Here is a 14768-nt window from a genome sequence, read left to right as displayed (position 1 = left end):
CTTATACGCCCGCCTTGTCGAGAAGGGTCATCATATCATCCGTGAGCTTCAGATCGCCGGCGCGTTTGAAGCTTTCAAGCTGCGACAGGCTGGTGGCGCTGGCAATCGGCGCGGTTATCGCCTTTTTCCTTAACAGCCACGCCAGTGCGATATCCGCGAGCTTAGCCCCGGTCTGTACCGCCACAGCATCCATGGCGCCCAAAACGGCGAGACCACGTGTGTTGACATATTCGCCGACGCGATAGCTGCGGGCGACACCTTCCGTATCGGCCTTGGCGCGATATTTCCCGGTCAGAAAGCCGGCGGCGAGGCTGTAATAGTTGATGACGCCGAGCTCTTCCTTGACGCAAAGATCGGCAAGAGGACCTTCAAAATCCGCGCGGTTATAGAGGTTATATTCCGGCTGCAGCACATCATAACGCGGAAGATCATTCTTCCGAGCCACGTCCAGCGCCTCCTGAAGCTGGCTCGCGGTATAGTTGGAGCAGCCGATGGCGCGGATTTTCCCCTCTTCCTTCAGCTTTGCGAAGGCGGCAAGCGTCTCTTCCAGCGGCACGTCCGCATCCGGTTTATGGGCAAGATAGAGGTCGATATAGTCAGTCTGCAATCGGTTCAGCGAAGCCTCGACAGCCTCTGCGATCCACCTGGCGCTCAGCCCTGTCTTCTGGCCGCGATTGTCGAAACCGACCTTGGTGACGATCACCGCGTCCTCGCGCTTGACGCTCGATTGCTTCAGCCATTTGCCGATGATCGCCTCGGACTCGCCGCCCACATGTCCATCCACCCAGGCGGAATAGACATCTGCCGTGTCGATGGCGTTGAACCCGGCGTCGAAAAAGGCGTCGAGCAGGGCAAAGGAAGTCTTCTCGTCCGCTGTCCAGCCGAAGACGTTGCCACCGAAGACGATCGGGGCGATGGAGAGGCCGGTGCGGCCAAGGCTTCGTTTTTCCACGAGGAATGCTCCTGTTGCTGACTTTGCCCCAAGGTTAGCAACTGCCAGTCTGCATAACCATTCAATTCCTTTGATGGCATTCATCAGGCAGCGGCAGGGTCTGAGATTATCAGGCCTGAAAACCGCGATAGTGGCTGGGAGGGAAGCGATTATGCTGTTGCCAGACACGCCGCAAATGCCGGGCGGAGGCAAAACCGGCCCTCTCGGCAATGGCTTCGATATCCAGACGGCTATTTGCAAGGATGTCGCGGGCAAGATTGACCCGCATCAGGTTGACGTAGTCGATGACGCTGATGCCCGTATGCTCGCGAAACAAACGCGACAGGTGCCTTTCGCTGAGCGCCGCAATATCGGCCAGCCGCTCCAGCGACCAGTCCTGCGCCGGCTCGGCCATCACACGGTCCTGAACCCGATGAATGGCGGGGTGGATGTGGTTGCGGCCGGTGAGCCACGGGGAGATTTGCGGATCGCTGCCGCTGCGCCTGAGATAAACCACCATGGTTTTGGCAATACGCGCTGCGACCGCCGGGGATGTCAGCCGGGAAACCACATGCAGCATCAGGTCGATGCCGGTGGAAATGCCGGCGCTTGAGAAGCGGTTGCCATCCTCGACGAAAAGGCGGTTTTCGGCCACCTGGGACAGCGGCGCGACGCGGCGCAGCCCTTCAACGCAATCGGCATGGGTCGTGCAGTTGCACCCGTCGAAAAGCCCGGCTTCGCCTGCCAGCAGCGCGCCGGAACAGATGGAAATGACTGTCGTATGAGGGCGCACCGCGCGGCGCAGCCATGCCACCAGCGCCTGCCGCTCTCGCCGTGTCTCCGGATCGTTGTCGAAGCGTGACGTGCTGCCCGAGATCAGCAGGAAAGCATTTTCCGGCAGGGTGGCGGGCAAGCTCTCCAGCCCTGAAAGCGCAAGGCCGATGGAGGATTGTTGTTTGTCAGTCGCAGCAATGTAGCGGCAGTCGAAATGGATGTCCCGTTGTTCCCCGTTGGCATAACGGATCACTTCGAGCGGACCGGCAATATCGAGCAACAGCGCATGGGGCGGCACAAGCGTATAAAAGGGAATGGTGCGTGTGCCGCCTTTATCCATCAGGCCGCCTCTTCCACGGTGGCAAGTGCGTCGTCGACGGTTACGATGCGCGCGAAGCGGCCAGCCAGCACCAGCTCGGTTCGCTTGCGGATATCGTCGGGGCTGAAGACGGTGCCGGAAGCATGTGTCATCGGGAAAGTCAGCGTCGCTTCGGTGACGTAGTCGACGCTGTAACCAAGATCGGAAGCGTGCCGGGTGGTGGTTTCACAGCATTGTTCGGTGCGGATACCGGAGACGATCAGCCGGTTGATACCCTTCTGCGTCAGCCAGATTTCGAGGCCGGTGCCGGCAAAAGCGGAATGGCGGTTCTTGTGAAAGGTGACATCTGGGGTAATCCGCACACCCTCCAGCGCCCGGATATAGCCGCTGTCTTTTGAAAAGGCCCGGTCGCCATCGACGTGGAAGATTTGCACGACGGGAATGCCCGCAGCCTTGGCGCCGTCGATCAGCACCTGCTGCTTCTCCAGATAAGCGGCAAGCTCGCTTTCTTCGAAGTAAGGGGCGTGCCGAAAGGATTCCTGAACGTCGATGACAAGCAGCGCTGTACGAGAAGAGGACATTTCATGTTTCTCCATTGGGTTCATGCATAGCATAATTCCTCTTATCTAGCTTGGAGAAAAGCAGGTATTCCGACAAAGACAGGACAAATTCAGCCATACGCTGCTCTGTCATGCATGCGCGGCTTGCCAGGCCGTGTGACGATGGTAAGTTTCCAACGATGGCAGAGCGGGAGAATGGAATGCTGCGTTTCGGAATAATCTCAACGGCGAAAATCGCTCAGGATCACGTCATCCCGGCGATGCAGGATGCGCGAAACTGCGTGGTCAGCGCCATCGCCAGCCGTGACCTCGCCAAGGCCCGCGCGGTGGCGGATCGTTTTTCCGTGCCCCACGCCTTCGGCTCCTATGAGGAGATGCTGGCGTCGGATGTTATCGACGCCGTCTATATTCCGCTTCCGACCTCGCAGCATGTGGAATGGACCGTCAAGGCCGCCGATGCCTGCAAGCATGTTCTGTGCGAAAAGCCGATTGCACTGAAGGCCGAGGAGATCGATACCCTCATCGCCGCGCGTGACCGCAACCGTGTTATCATCTCGGAAGCCTTCATGGTCACCTATGCGCCCGTCTGGGCGAAGGTGAAGGAACTGCTGGCGTCCGGCGCGATAGGCACACTGAAGCATGTTCAGGGCGCTTTCAGCTATTTCAATCGCGATCCCGGCAATATGCGCAATATTCCCGAACTGGGTGGCGGCGCCTTGCCGGATATCGGCGTTTACCCGACCATCGTTACCCGCTTCGCTACCGGCGCGGAACCCCGGCGCGTACAGGCCACCGTCGAGCGCGATAAAGAATTCGGCACGGATATCTATTCCAGTGTCCGGGCCGATTTTGGCGATTTCGAACTGAGTTTTTATCTGGCCACACAGCTTGCCGCCCGTCAGCTCATGGTTTTCCATGGCACTGAGGGGTATATCGAGGTCAAGTCTCCGTTCAACGCCAATCGCTGGGGTGCGGAAGAGATCGAGCTGACCAATCAGGCCCACAATCAGTCGCAAATCTTCCGGTTTCAGGATAGCCGCCAATACAAACTGGAGGCGGAGGCCTTTGCCCGTGCGGCGAAGGGTGAGGGCGACGTCGTGACGCTGGAAAGCTCGAGAAAGAACCAGCTTTTCATCGACGCTATCTACCGTGCAGCGGAAAAGGATGGCTGGGAGACAGTTTAGTCCTGATCCTGCCGTTGCTTTTGAAGCCGCCAATAGCCGTAAAGCGCCAGCACAAATGCTGCGAGTGCTGAAAAAGCAAGCGGGACGAGCGGCTGCACCAGCGGGTTGCGCCATTGCAGCAGGGCAAACAGCCCGACGCTGACGATCCGTGAGGTAAGCGTGACGGCATTTGTCAGGAAGCTGTTCAGCCTGGCTGATGCCTCACTATACGAACGGTTCAGCCGCCAGCTTGTTGCAAGCCCCGTTGCGGCGCCCGGCAAACGGGCGGCAAGCGGATCGACGCCGAGATAGAAAATAAGCAGACAGGTAACGACGAGATCAACGGCCAGTCCGCCGATCTCGGTCAGTGCAAAGTGCGGAAGCCTCAAGGCGATGTACTTTTAGAGGGTTGGCTTGGTGGAACGCGGGCGCTGCAGCACCAGAAGGCTGATAACGACACCCACGACACCGAAATTGTAACCGGCGAGCGCCAGAAGCAGCGAGATCAAGGGCACGGCCGTGGAAGAAAGTGCAATCGCCACGCCATAGGCACCGATAACCATCATGCAGATGAAAACGATGCTGAAAACCGAACGGAGCGCAACTGCGGTTACGCCGAGCACTGTGGCGGTAAGAAAAATCATGATGCCGCCTCCTCTTTGATTGTCGGGCCTGAGGGAAGGCTTAACGCCGTTTTCCCTAACGAACCCTTGTTTCCTCCTCCCATCCTCATCTTCCTAACTCGTTAGTTGAGGATATGGTTTCAACGTCGTTAAAATGAGGCTGGTCGGCGCCGGCATTTCCGAATCGGCGGGTTTTGGTTACAAACGGGCATGAGCGATATTTTCTCCCACGCAGCATTGAGCAATCTTGCCGAGTTCTCGGTCTCCGAACTGTCGGGTTCCATCAAGCGCACGGTGGAGACGGCGTTCGAGCAGGTGCGGGTGCGCGGCGAGATTTCCGGCTATCGTGGTCCGCATTCGTCCGGGCACGCGTATTTCTCGCTGAAGGACGACCGCGCCCGTATCGACGCGGTGATCTGGAAAGGCACCTTCTCGCGGCTGAAGTTCCGCCCCGAAGAGGGCATGGAAGTCATCGCCACCGGCAAGGTCACAACCTTTCCCGGCTCCTCGAAATACCAGATCGTCATCGAAAGTCTCGAGCCGGCCGGTGCCGGCGCGCTGATGGCGCTTCTGGAAGATCGACGTCGGCGGCTGGCGGCGGAAGGGCTGTTCGATGCGGCTCGCAAGCGCCGGCTGCCCTTCATGCCGCATGTCATCGGCGTCGTCACCTCGCCGACGGGCGCTGTCATTCGCGACATCCTTCACCGCATTTCCGATCGCTTTCCGGTCCATGTGGTGGTCTGGCCGGTCAAGGTGCAGGGTGAAGGTTCGGGCGAGGAGGTGGCGAACGCCATTCGCGGTTTCAACGCACTTCAGCCCGGCGGTGCGATCTCGCGGCCCGACGTACTGATTGTCGCGCGCGGCGGCGGCAGTCTGGAGGACCTCTGGAGTTTCAACGATGAAATCGTCGTGTGCGCCGCTGCCGAAAGCGAAATCCCGCTGATTTCCGCCGTCGGGCATGAAACCGATACGACCTTGATCGACTACGCCGCCGATGTGCGTGCGCCAACCCCGACGGGCGCCGCCGAAATGGCCGTGCCGGTGCGTGCGGAACTTGAAGCGCAGCTTTCCGGCCTTGCCGCGCGCCTTGCCGGCTCGGTTTCGCGGCAGATGGATAATCGCCGCCAGGGCGTGCGGGCGCTGGTGCGTGCCTTGCCGTCCCTCGATCAGCTTCTGGCCCTGCCGCGCCGCCGTTTCGATGAGGCTGCAAGCGGTCTTGGCCGGGGATTGGAATTGACGACGCTGAACAAGCGCCGCGCCTTCGAACGTTCCGCTTCGGGGCTGAGACCGGAGACCCTGCTAAACGGTCTCAAACACCACAGGCAACGCGTCACCGAACGTATGCACCGGGCCGAGACCCTGGTGGAGCGCCGTTTGCTGCAGGGCAAAGGCCGGGTTGATTCCTTCGATTCCGCGCTGCGTTCGCTCCCCGCCCGCCTGCTTGGCCAGCTGGAACGGCAGAAGGAGCGGGTCGTCACTGCTGTGCGTCGGGCCGATACCGCCGTATTGCACCGCATGGCGCAGAACCGCGCGGGCGTTGCCGCTCATGACCGCATCCTGCAATCTCTGTCTTATAAAAACGTGCTGAAACGCGGTTATGCCGTGATCCGTGACGAAGAGAACCGGCCGTTGACGCGTGCGGCAGCTATCGCTTCAGGTGCTGTGGTCTCGATGGAATTTGCCGATGGCTGCGTCTCGGCCATCACGACGGGGGAGGGCGCACCGTCCCCCGATAACCCCATAGCGCCAAAAAAGAAGCCGGCGAAACCGGCTTCTTCCGATCCGGGCAATCAGGGCAGCCTGTTCTGATCAGATCGACGCCGTATCCGAAAAACGGCGGCTGACAGTGAAGGTCTTTTCGATATCGGGGTGCAGTTCCATGCCAAGGCCGGCGCCCGGCGGCACGGTAATCATGCCGTTTTTCACCTCAGGCAATGCGGTGACGAGATCGCGATACCAGGTCTTGTAGAAGGCGCGCACGCTTTCCTGCACCAGCGCATTCGGCGCATTGAGCGACAGATGCGTGGAGGCGCAGAGCACGACCGGGCCAGTGCAATCATGCGGCGCGACCGGCAGATGCCAGGCCTCCGCCATGGAGGCGATCTTGCGCGCCTCCGAAAGTCCGCCGCACCAGCTGATGTCAAGCATCACCACGCCGGCTGCACCTGTTTCCAGCAGGTCACGGAAGGCCCAGCGGGAGCCGAGCGTTTCGGATGCGGAAATGGGCGCTGGCGACACGGCGGCATAACGCGTCAGGCTGGAAAGGCTGTCCATCTTGATCGGGTCTTCGTGCCAGAAGGTCTGGTAGGGGGTAAGCGCCTTGGCGATCTGCATGGCGGGCAGAAGCTGCCACATCGAGTGGAACTCCACCATGATATCCATCTTGTCGCCCACCGCCTTGCGAATCTTTTCGAACGGCTCGAGCGCGCTTTTCAGGTCCGGCATCGAGATATATTGCCCGCGCGTCTTTTCCGCCGCCGCATCGAAGGGCCAGATCTTCATGGCGGTGATGCCGTCTTCCAGCAGCGAATGGGCAAGCTCGTCGGCCCGGTGCAGAAAGCCGTTCAGATCGTCATAGTCCTTGCCGCCGGAAAGGCCGTAATTGGCTGTCTGCTGGCCGGTCGCTTTCTTGATGTATTCGGTGCCTGCGCAGGTATTGTAGGTGCGGATTTCCCTGCGGCTGAAACCGCCGAGCAGCTGGGCGATGGGCTGGTTGGTGGCCTTGCCGAAAATATCCCACAGCGCGATGTCAAAAGCGGAGTTGCCGCGCACTTCCGCGCCCGAGGAACGGAAGCCGAGATAACCGACAAGGTCTTGCGCCAAGAGGTCGATTTGCAGCGGGTCGCGACCGATTACCCGGGGCGCGATATATTCATGGACATAGGTTTCCACCGTCTCGGCGCCATAAAAGGTTTCGCCAAGCCCGGTAATACCTTCATCCGTATGGACCAGAACCCAGAGCAGGTTTGCCCGTTCCGCCACACGGACGGTCTCAAGTTTCGTGATTTTCATGAAGTATCTCCTCCAGAGGCAGGTCGTGTTCCGCCTGGAACGGTGTTTGAAAAATCAGGCGATGCCGGCGGCCAGAAGCGCATGCACGCTTTCATCGAAATGCCGCGCCATCAGTGTTGAAGCCGTTTGCGGATCGCCGGCGGCAATGGCCTGTCCGATGGCGATGTGAAGCTCGCTTGCGGCATGGCGCTGCGCATCGGATGTGCGGCTTTTCCAGCCGATCGGCCAGGTCTGACGCGTCACATTCTGGAAGGCGGCGAGAATGAGTTCGAAAACCGGGTTCTTGGAGGCCCTGGCTATGGCGATGTGAAAAGCAAGATCGTGTTCCATGACCTTGTCGTTGTCGCCGAAATCCCGCTCCATATTGTTGGCATGGTCGAGAATGGTCAGCGCCTCCGCATCGGTGCGCCTCAGCGCCGCAAGCGTCACGGTTCTGACTTCGATGGTGCGGCGTACGTCGTAAATCTGCTGGATGTTGATCTGTTCGGTGTGAATGCCATGTTCGAACATCAATGACATTGCACCGTGATCCAGCGTCGCCACAGTGGCCCGCTTGCCGGCGCTCACGTCGATCAGCCGCATGGCAGACAGAGACCGGAAAGCCTCACGAACGACGGTGCGGGAGACACCGAGCTGCTGCGAGAGCGAAAGCTCGCTAGGGAGCTTCGCGCCGGGTGCGAGTTCGTTTTCGCGGATATGACGGGTGATAGCGCCGACCGTGCTGCTGACGAGACCGGCTTCATGCGAAATGGCGTTTAACATTTTTCCTCCAACCTGTAGTACAGGTTTATGGAAAATTGCTTACAGGATTTTCTGAAGCGAAACAAGCGCCATCACGGAGCCATTGTGTGTTTGTCGGCCAAAAAGGCCTATTCTTCGAAATCTCGCAAAAACCGTTTCAGCAGTCGGTTCAGCGTCGCACGGTCTTCTTCGCTGAGGCCGGCGACCAGGCGGTGCTGGTTTTCGACGTGAGCGCCTGCCGCTTCCTCGACAATCGCAAGGCCCCGTTCCGTCAGCGATATCAGGACGCTGCGCCGGTCGTTCGGGTTGTGGATACGTTCCACCAGGCCGGCTTTCTCGAGTTGGTCGATTCGGTTGGTCATGGTGCCGGAACTCACCATCGTCATGGCCAGGAGATCGCCGGGGGAGAGCCTGTAGGGTGAGCCGGAGCGCCGCAATGTCGCCAGTACATCGAAAGCGGAAGAGGAAAGCCCGTGCTTCAGCAGCGCCGCCTCTACCTCGCGGCCGAGATGGGTGGAAAGACGGTTCAGGCGCCCGAGCAGCCCCATGGGATCGACATCGAGATCGGGTCGCTCCCTGCGCCACTGCGCCAGAATGTGATCGACGTGGTCCAACGGTTCTTCGCTCATCACCAAGGCATAACAATTGATATCTTGACGTCAAGATAAAATCGACTAAGTTGGATTTATCTTGATATAGAGATTCTTGATATGAAGAAAAATACGACCTACTTAGCCGATGTGCTGGTGACAGCACTTGCTCCCGCCATCTGGGGAACCACCTATTTTATCACGACGGAATTCCTGCCGCATGGATATCCGCTGCATGTCGCCATGCTGCGCGCCTTGCCGGCCGGTGTCCTGCTGCTGCTTCTCGTCCGAAAGCTGCCGGAGGGTATCTGGTGGCCGCGCAGCTTCATTCTCGGTGCGCTGAATTTTTCGTTTTTCTGGGCGATGCTTTTCGTGTCGGCCTATCGGTTGCCGGGCGGTGTCGCGGCAACAGTGGGTGCGGTGCAGCCGCTCATCGTCATCGGGCTTTCGCGGCTGTTTCTCGCTGCGCCGATGCGGCCGCTCGCCCTCGTCGCCGGTTTTCTCGGCATTGCCGGCGTCGCGCTTCTGGTGCTGACGCCCGGCGCGGCACTTGATAGTATCGGTGTTGCCGCAGGCCTTGCCGGCGCCGTCTCCATGGCCTTCGGAACGGTGCTGACCCGCAAATGGCGCCCGCCGGTCTCGAACCTCACCTTCACAGCCTGGCAATTGACGGCGGGCGGCATTCTTCTTTTGCCGGTCGCCTATGTTCTGGAGCCGGCCTTGCCGGCGCCAACGGCCGCCAATATTCTCGGCATGGCCTATCTCGGCCTTATCGGTGCGGCACTCACTTATCTTCTGTGGTTTCGTGGGCTCGCCCGCATCGAGCCTTCCGCGGCGGCATCCCTCGGTTTTTTAAGCCCCGTCGTGGCCACCCTTCTTGGCTGGCTGGCGCTTGGCCAAAGCCTTGCGCCAACGCAGATCGCCGGGTTCATTGCCGTGCTTTTCAGCATCTGGCTCAGTCAGCGCAGCCAGTTGCCGAGGTAGGGGGGGCCGTCAGGCCCATTCGCCCTTGCGCATGACAGGAACCGTGGAGCCATCTGGCTTAACGCCGTCAATATCCACCTTGTCGGAACCGATCATCCAGTCGATGTGGATAAGGCTGGAATTGCCGCCCTGCGCCTTGATCTGATCCTGCGACAGCGAGGCGCCGTCGAGAAAACATTTCGAATAGCACTGGCCAAGCGCGATGTGGCACGAGGCGTTTTCATCGAATAGCGTGTTGTAAAACAGGACTCCGCTTGCCGAAATTGGCGAGGAATGCGGCACAAGCGCCACTTCACCGAGACGTCGCGCGCCCTCATCGGTGTCGAGCACCTTGTTCAGCACAGCTTCGCCCTTGGAAGCCTTTGCTTCGACGATGCGACCGGCTTCGAACTTCACCTGGATATCATCGATCAGGGTTCCCTGATGCGACAATGGCTTGGTGCTGGACACATAACCATCGACGCGCAGCGCATGCGGTGTGGTGAACACTTCTTCGGTCGGAATATTCGGGTTGCAGGTCACGCCATTCTTGGCCGTGGAGGCGCCGCCATGCCATTCATGGCCATCCGCCAGACCGATCTTTACGTCGGTGCCCGGGCCGGTGAAATGCAGCGCGGAGAAGCGTTCGCCATTCAGCCATTCGGAGCGCTTGGCAAGATTGGCATTGTGCTGCGCCCATGCGGCGACGGGATCGGCCACATCCACCCGCGAGGCGGCGAAGATGGCATCCGCGAGCTTGCGCACCGCTTCATCTTCGGTGAGGCCGGGGAAGACTTGCTTTGCCCAGGACGGATTGGGGTAAGAAATGATGTTCCAGTTGATATCGAAGTTGGAAATCTTCTCCAGCGCCGGCTTATAGGCGGTGGAATTGGCCTTGTTGGCGCGCGCCACCTTGGCGGGGTCCTCTTCGGCCAGCAGCATGGGGTTGTCGCCGGCAATCGCCAGCCGCGCTGCGCCATTGGCATAGGCCTTGGCCATGCCCTCATAGAGCCAGCCGGAAGCCCGGTCGAAATTCGCGTCGCTGGCATGGCGGTAGCGCGAAAGCGTGGTTTCCTCGTCGGAATAGAAAGTGGTAACCAGCCCGCCGCCCGCCATATAGGCATGCTTGGTCAAAAACCTGACCAACGGCAGGGCCGCCAGCGGTGCAGTGATCACCAGATCCTGATCCTTCTGCAATTGCAAGCCGACCTTGACGGCGACTTCCGCGAGTTTTTCCAGTTTGACGGGATCGATGGGGGAAACGGTCATGATCTGCCTTCGTCTATTTCAATAGGAGGCGCCGACCATAGCCCATTCCTTCCGAAAGCCAAATGCTTTCAGGCGTGCCCCTCGCGCGTCAATCGGCGACCAGCGGTGCCGCAATGGCCTTCAGCGCCTTTTGGGCATCGCGTGGCGAAAGCCTTACCTGCAAGCCTCGCTGCCCGCCGTTCATGTAGACACAATCATGCGCCATGGCCGCGGCCTCGATGGCCGTCGGCACCTGCTTCTTCTGCCCGAAAGGGCTGATGCCGCCGACATGGTAACCGGTCGCCCGCTCCGCATCGGCGGGTTTCATCATGCTGGCGGACTTGCCGCCGAAGGCGGCGGCAAGCTTCTTCATGCTCACCTCGCGGTCGGAGGGGACAATGACGCAGACCGGCTTGCCGTCCAGCTCCGCCATCAGTGTCTTCAGCACCAGATGTGGCGCCTCACCGATCGCCTCGGCCGCCTGCAGCCCGATGCGATCGGCATTCGGGTCGTAATCATAAGTCACGGTGGTGAAGGCAATGCCGGCTTTAGTCAGCATCTGGGTGGCGCGGGTTGTTTTGGACATGGTGGGTTGCGTTCAGGCAAAAAGCGTCTGGTAGATTTCCGGCTTGAAGCCGACGGTTATCTTACCCTTCGCTTCCAGCACGGGCCGCTTGATCATGGAGGGCTGTTCCAGCATCAGCCCGATGGCCCTTTCTCGTGTAAGATCGGCCTTCTGGCTATCGTCGAGTTTCTTGAATGTCGTGCCGGATCGGTTGAGAACCGTTTCCCAGCCGGCGGCATCACACCATGTTTCCAGATGGGCGCGGTCGATACCGGCTGTCTTATAGTCGTGGAAAGAATAATCGACGCTGTTCGTCTCCAGCCAGCTTCTGGCCTTCTTCATCGTGTCGCAATTCTTGATGCCGTAAATCGTGACCGTCATGCTATCGCCTCTTCGTCTTCAAGCCTTCCGGCATAGCAAAATATCCATCTTATTCAAGCTGCCGCCTGAGGCGCCTTGCGTCGATTCATCCCTCATAATGCTTGAGCTATGCAAAATCGAGGTGGCTGACATCCAAACGAGCGCGAGCAAAGCTGCATGGCTTCCCTGCTACATCGAGAGTTGTAGAAGATGCCTGAAATCCCCATTATCTGGGCAACAAAGATGGAGATTAAAATGCGTCAGGTTGCAAAGACATCGCGTAACTTCTTCGGTGAAACCTTCGCCGTTCTCGGTGCAGCGCTCTCGGTTTCGGCCGCTGTTCGCGCACATCGCAAGCCCGCCCGTGCCGATCTAGAAGCTCTCGGCATCGACGGCAAGGCTTTCGACAAGGTTCAGCTCTAAGCTGCTATCGTTTGTAGCGAGGCGATTTCGCCTCGCCCGTGAGTATATTTTGGCGCGCCTTAGCGTTCCGACTGCTTCCGGTTCGGTCGTTTTCTAGGACCGATCAGTTTGTGCGGTAGATGTAGCTGACTTTCGAGCGGCTCATACCGATCCGCTTTTGCGGAGAGTGCGAAGCGTCCAAGGGACTCATGTCGGGTTTCGCCATTATGGCTGAAAACAAGCTCGAAATTACTCGCAAGCCAGCTATATGGCTTTCCGGCTGGCATCGGTTCCATCTTCCCGCAGCTATAAATCATCGTGATATGCGGTGTAAAAGATGGTGCAGGGATATAGGGAAGGTTCGCCTGTCGAAGCGCCCGTTGCAGCAGCCTCACCAGGGCATGGATCTCCGGCTGATCACCACCGTTTCGTAGGACCAAACTGTTGCGATTGCCAAAAAGTGCACTTCCATCAAAGATGACCGGAACAGGCCGCGCGCTTACCGCACCCATTGCCGCCTTCAGTCTGCTTGTCAGTCCGTGAGGGATCGTCTCGAAACATCCCAAACACAGCAGGGTTATGTGCAGAAGCTCGGCGGGATATGCCTCGCGGGTTGTCCGACCCAGAGCATGATGCGACGCATCGGCAAACATTCTTTCCGCCAATTGCCGTGGCGGCTTCAGCAGCAACAGGAGCTTGTTTCGAAAGCGTGGATTGACGCGTCGTATTTTCTGCGGCTCCAGCCCATCAAAGCAAAGCTGCCTCAAGGCTCTTTCGTCCGTCAACTCGCACTCCATGACGATGCTCCACAGCCTTATGCCAAGGCCGGAAACCTATCATTGTGCGGTGATAAAATAAAGAACAAAAGATGAACGGAAGGCGGAATTGCTCCGCCTTCGCTTATTCCCACTCGATCGTGCCGGGCGGCTTGCTCGTCACGTCGTAGACGACGCGGTTGATGCCGCGCACTTCGTTGATGATGCGGGTTGCGGCTCGGCCGAGGAAATTCATGTCGTAGGGATAGAAATCCGCCGTCATGCCATCCACCGAGGTTACGGCGCGCAACGCGCAGACGAAGTCATAGGTTCGATAATCGCCCATCACGCCCACGGTCTGTACCGGCAGCAGCACGGCAAAGGCCTGCCAGATGGTGTCGTAGAGACCGGCCTTGCGGATTTCATCGAGATAGATCGCATCCGCCTTGCGCAGAATATCCAGCTTCTCACGGGTAATCGCACCGGGGCAGCGGATTGCCAGGCCCGGGCCGGGGAAGGGGTGGCGGCCGATGAAGCTGTCCGGCAGGCCGAGTTCACGGCCGAGCGCACGCACTTCATCCTTGAAGAGTTCGCGCAGCGGCTCGACAAGCTGCATGTTCATGCGCTCGGGAAGACCGCCGACATTGTGGTGGCTCTTGATGGTGACCGAAGGGCCACCGGAAAAGGAGACGCTTTCGATGACGTCAGGGTACAGCGTTCCCTGCGCCAGAAACTTCGGTGCCCCCTTGCCATCGGCAGCGATCTTGGCCGCTTCGGCCTCGAAGACTTCGATAAACAGGCGACCGATGGTCTTGCGCTTCACTTCCGGATCGGAAACGCCCGAGAGTTCACCGAGGAACAGATCGGCGGCGTCAACGTGCACCAGCGGAATGTTGTAATGATCGCGGAACATGCCGACGACCTGCTCGCTTTCGCCAAGCCGCATCAGGCCATGGTCGACATAAACGCAGGTCAGCTGGTCGCCGATCGCCTCATGAATGAGGATGGCCGCAACGGAGGAATCGACGCCGCCGGAAAGCGCGCAGAGCACGCGGCCGGTGCCGACCTGCTCGCGGATCTTGCGGATCATTTCGGCGCGATAGGCGGCCATCGTCCAGTCGGATTTGAGCCCGACGATCTTGTGCACGAAGTTGGAAAGCAGCTTGCCGCCATCAGGCGTATGCACCACTTCCGGGTGGAACATGGTGGTGTAATAGTGACGCTTCTCGTCCGCGGCGATGGCGAAAGGTGCATTCTCGGAAGTCGCGATCACCTCGAAACCGTCCGGCAGCTTCGTGACGCGATCACCGTGACTCATCCACACAGGATAGCTCTTGCCCTGCTCCCAGAAACCGTCGAACAGAGGGCTTGCCTTCTTGATGTCGATATCGGCGCGGCCGAATTCGGCTGCGTGGCCACCTTCAACGGTACCGCCGAGCTGGGTGCACAGCGTCTGCTGGCCGTAGCAGATGCCGAGGATCGGAATCTTGCTGTCAAACACCGCCTGCGGTGCGCGCGGACTTCCTTCCGCCGTCACGGATGCGGGGCCGCCGGAGAAGATCACGCCCTTGGGCTGAAGCTTCTCGAACGCGTCTGCGGCATTCTGGAACGGATGGATTTCGCAATAGACCCCGGCTTCGCGGATGCGACGCGCAATCAGCTGCGTCACCTGGCTGCCGAAATCGATGATGAGAATGCTGTCTGGATGGGCTATCTGGGTCATGGCGAGCCTTTAAAGAAAAGCGGGGCTTTAGGCAACCCG

17 protein-coding genes are annotated in these 14768 nt (G+C 59.3%); 4 read left to right on the top strand and 13 right to left on the bottom strand.

The genetic code is table 11. From position 1 onward, the window contains the following. Window position 1: 1 nt before the first annotated feature. The 3 genes from PL599_RS21305 to PL599_RS21295 all read right to left on the bottom strand — a co-directional run bounded on the left by PL599_RS21305 (window position 2) and on the right by PL599_RS21295 (window position 2605). Window positions 2-952 (bottom strand): aldo/keto reductase, encoded by a 951-nt coding sequence (locus PL599_RS21305; RefSeq protein ID WP_271359871.1) that lies wholly within the window; start codon window positions 950-952, stop codon window positions 2-4. A 109-nt stretch (window positions 953-1061) separates the two neighbouring features. After that, window positions 1062-2045 (bottom strand): GlxA family transcriptional regulator, encoded by a 984-nt coding sequence (locus PL599_RS21300; protein WP_269825230.1) that lies wholly within the window; start codon window positions 2043-2045, stop codon window positions 1062-1064. Next, window positions 2045-2605 (bottom strand): cysteine hydrolase family protein, encoded by a 561-nt coding sequence (locus tag PL599_RS21295; RefSeq protein WP_142913735.1) that lies wholly within the window; start codon window positions 2603-2605, stop codon window positions 2045-2047. Before PL599_RS21295 ends, PL599_RS21300 begins: the two co-directional genes overlap by 1 nt. A 179-nt stretch (window positions 2606-2784) precedes the next feature. Between PL599_RS21295 and PL599_RS21290 the strand changes: the two genes are divergently transcribed. Beyond that, on the top strand, window positions 2785-3768 hold the full coding sequence (locus PL599_RS21290) for a Gfo/Idh/MocA family protein (protein ID WP_142913734.1): 984 nt from the start codon (window positions 2785-2787) through the stop codon (window positions 3766-3768). On the opposite strand, the gene PL599_RS21285 is transcribed toward PL599_RS21290, so the two are convergent. Both PL599_RS21285 and PL599_RS21280 read right to left on the bottom strand, forming a co-directional pair. Then, window positions 3765-4136, bottom strand: a complete 372-nt coding sequence (locus PL599_RS21285; RefSeq protein ID WP_269825229.1) for a hypothetical protein — start codon at window positions 4134-4136, stop codon at window positions 3765-3767. The two genes, PL599_RS21290 and PL599_RS21285, sit on opposite strands and share 4 nt — an antisense overlap. A 12-nt stretch (window positions 4137-4148) precedes the next feature. Further along, window positions 4149-4391 carry a hypothetical protein gene (locus PL599_RS21280; RefSeq protein ID WP_077983775.1) on the bottom strand — a complete coding sequence of 81 codons (243 nt, stop codon included), beginning with the start codon at window positions 4389-4391 and terminating at the stop codon, window positions 4149-4151. Between the two features lie 189 nt (window positions 4392-4580). Between PL599_RS21280 and xseA the strand changes: the two genes are divergently transcribed. After that, window positions 4581-6179, top strand: a complete 1599-nt coding sequence (gene xseA / locus PL599_RS21275; RefSeq protein WP_269825228.1) for an exodeoxyribonuclease VII large subunit — start codon at window positions 4581-4583, stop codon at window positions 6177-6179. On the opposite strand, the gene PL599_RS21270 is transcribed toward xseA, so the two are convergent. The 3 genes from PL599_RS21270 to PL599_RS21260 all read right to left on the bottom strand — a co-directional run bounded on the left by PL599_RS21270 (window position 6180) and on the right by PL599_RS21260 (window position 8752). Beyond that, complete coding sequence (locus tag PL599_RS21270) at window positions 6180-7382, bottom strand: mandelate racemase/muconate lactonizing enzyme family protein (RefSeq protein WP_137409621.1); 1203 nt, start codon at window positions 7380-7382, stop codon at window positions 6180-6182. It abuts the gene before it with no gap. A gap of 54 nt (window positions 7383-7436) precedes the next feature. Continuing rightward, a complete protein-coding gene (locus PL599_RS21265) occupies window positions 7437-8144 on the bottom strand; it encodes a FadR/GntR family transcriptional regulator (RefSeq protein WP_077983772.1) in 708 nt (235 codons plus the stop codon). Between the two features lie 107 nt (window positions 8145-8251). Then, the gene (locus PL599_RS21260; protein WP_170985432.1) at window positions 8252-8752 is read right to left on the bottom strand and encodes a MarR family winged helix-turn-helix transcriptional regulator; all 501 of its coding nucleotides are present in this window, start codon (window positions 8750-8752) and stop codon (window positions 8252-8254) included. 81 nt (window positions 8753-8833) lie between these two features. On the opposite strand from PL599_RS21260, the gene pecM reads away from it, so the two are divergent. Further along, window positions 8834-9697, top strand: a complete 864-nt coding sequence (gene pecM / locus PL599_RS21255) for a 4-hydroxybenzaldehyde efflux transporter PecM (protein WP_271359870.1) — start codon at window positions 8834-8836, stop codon at window positions 9695-9697. Window positions 9698-9706: 9 nt separating this feature from the next. Here pecM and PL599_RS21250 read toward each other — a convergent pair whose 3' ends face one another. From PL599_RS21250 to PL599_RS21240, 3 genes are all read right to left on the bottom strand, one after another. Then, window positions 9707-10945 (bottom strand): aminopeptidase, encoded by a 1239-nt coding sequence (locus tag PL599_RS21250; protein WP_271359869.1) that lies wholly within the window; start codon window positions 10943-10945, stop codon window positions 9707-9709. An 88-nt stretch (window positions 10946-11033) separates the two neighbouring features. Then, complete coding sequence (gene ybaK, locus PL599_RS21245) at window positions 11034-11510, bottom strand: Cys-tRNA(Pro) deacylase (protein WP_137409625.1); 477 nt, start codon at window positions 11508-11510, stop codon at window positions 11034-11036. Window positions 11511-11522: 12 nt separating this feature from the next. Continuing rightward, complete coding sequence (locus PL599_RS21240) at window positions 11523-11870, bottom strand: ArsC family reductase (protein WP_077983768.1); 348 nt, start codon at window positions 11868-11870, stop codon at window positions 11523-11525. Window positions 11871-12104: 234 nt separating this feature from the next. Here PL599_RS21240 and PL599_RS21235 point away from each other — a divergent pair, with 234 nt between their 5' ends. Then, complete coding sequence (locus PL599_RS21235; RefSeq protein ID WP_003503889.1) at window positions 12105-12272, top strand: hypothetical protein; 168 nt, start codon at window positions 12105-12107, stop codon at window positions 12270-12272. A gap of 59 nt (window positions 12273-12331) precedes the next feature. Here the strand turns inward: PL599_RS21235 and PL599_RS21230 are convergent, their stop codons facing one another. Next, on the bottom strand, window positions 12332-13048 hold the full coding sequence (locus PL599_RS21230; protein WP_271359868.1) for a 2'-5' RNA ligase family protein: 717 nt from the start codon (window positions 13046-13048) through the stop codon (window positions 12332-12334). A 103-nt stretch (window positions 13049-13151) separates the two neighbouring features. Then, window positions 13152-14729 carry a glutamine-hydrolyzing GMP synthase gene (guaA, locus tag PL599_RS21225; RefSeq protein ID WP_271359867.1) on the bottom strand — a complete coding sequence of 526 codons (1578 nt, stop codon included), beginning with the start codon at window positions 14727-14729 and terminating at the stop codon, window positions 13152-13154. Between the last annotated feature and the right edge of the window lie 39 nt (window positions 14730-14768).

Source organism: Agrobacterium sp. ST15.16.055 (assembly GCF_027956555.1).
GTDB lineage: Bacteria > Pseudomonadota > Alphaproteobacteria > Rhizobiales > Rhizobiaceae > Agrobacterium > Agrobacterium salinitolerans.
The sequence above is the reverse complement of the archived record's forward strand: the minus strand, read 5'-3'. Positions and strand labels throughout refer to the sequence as shown.

Excerpts from the sequence above, each read along its gene's own strand:
- PL599_RS21300 (WP_269825230.1), bottom strand. The coding sequence starts at position 2,045 with ATGGATAAAGGCGGCACACGCACCATTCCCTTTTATACGCTTGTGCCG.
- PL599_RS21295 (WP_142913735.1), bottom strand. The coding sequence starts at position 2,605 with ATGTCCTCTTCTCGTACAGCGCTGCTTGTCATCGACGTTCAGGAATCC.
- PL599_RS21290 (WP_142913734.1), top strand. The coding sequence starts at position 2,785 with ATGCTGCGTTTCGGAATAATCTCAACGGCGAAAATCGCTCAGGATCAC.
- PL599_RS21280 (WP_077983775.1), bottom strand. The coding sequence starts at position 4,391 with ATGATTTTTCTTACCGCCACAGTGCTCGGCGTAACCGCAGTTGCGCTC.
- xseA (WP_269825228.1), top strand. The coding sequence starts at position 4,581 with ATGAGCGATATTTTCTCCCACGCAGCATTGAGCAATCTTGCCGAGTTC.
- PL599_RS21270 (WP_137409621.1), bottom strand. The coding sequence starts at position 7,382 with ATGAAAATCACGAAACTTGAGACCGTCCGTGTGGCGGAACGGGCAAAC.
- PL599_RS21265 (WP_077983772.1), bottom strand. The coding sequence starts at position 8,144 with ATGTTAAACGCCATTTCGCATGAAGCCGGTCTCGTCAGCAGCACGGTC.
- PL599_RS21260 (WP_170985432.1), bottom strand. The coding sequence starts at position 8,752 with ATGAGCGAAGAACCGTTGGACCACGTCGATCACATTCTGGCGCAGTGG.
- pecM (WP_271359870.1), top strand. The coding sequence starts at position 8,834 with ATGAAGAAAAATACGACCTACTTAGCCGATGTGCTGGTGACAGCACTT.
- PL599_RS21250 (WP_271359869.1), bottom strand. The coding sequence starts at position 10,945 with ATGACCGTTTCCCCCATCGATCCCGTCAAACTGGAAAAACTCGCGGAA.
- ybaK (WP_137409625.1), bottom strand. The coding sequence starts at position 11,510 with ATGTCCAAAACAACCCGCGCCACCCAGATGCTGACTAAAGCCGGCATT.
- PL599_RS21240 (WP_077983768.1), bottom strand. The coding sequence starts at position 11,870 with ATGACGGTCACGATTTACGGCATCAAGAATTGCGACACGATGAAGAAG.
- PL599_RS21235 (WP_003503889.1), top strand. The coding sequence starts at position 12,105 with ATGCGTCAGGTTGCAAAGACATCGCGTAACTTCTTCGGTGAAACCTTC.
- PL599_RS21230 (WP_271359868.1), bottom strand. The coding sequence starts at position 13,048 with ATGGAGTGCGAGTTGACGGACGAAAGAGCCTTGAGGCAGCTTTGCTTT.
- guaA (WP_271359867.1), bottom strand. The coding sequence starts at position 14,729 with ATGACCCAGATAGCCCATCCAGACAGCATTCTCATCATCGATTTCGGC.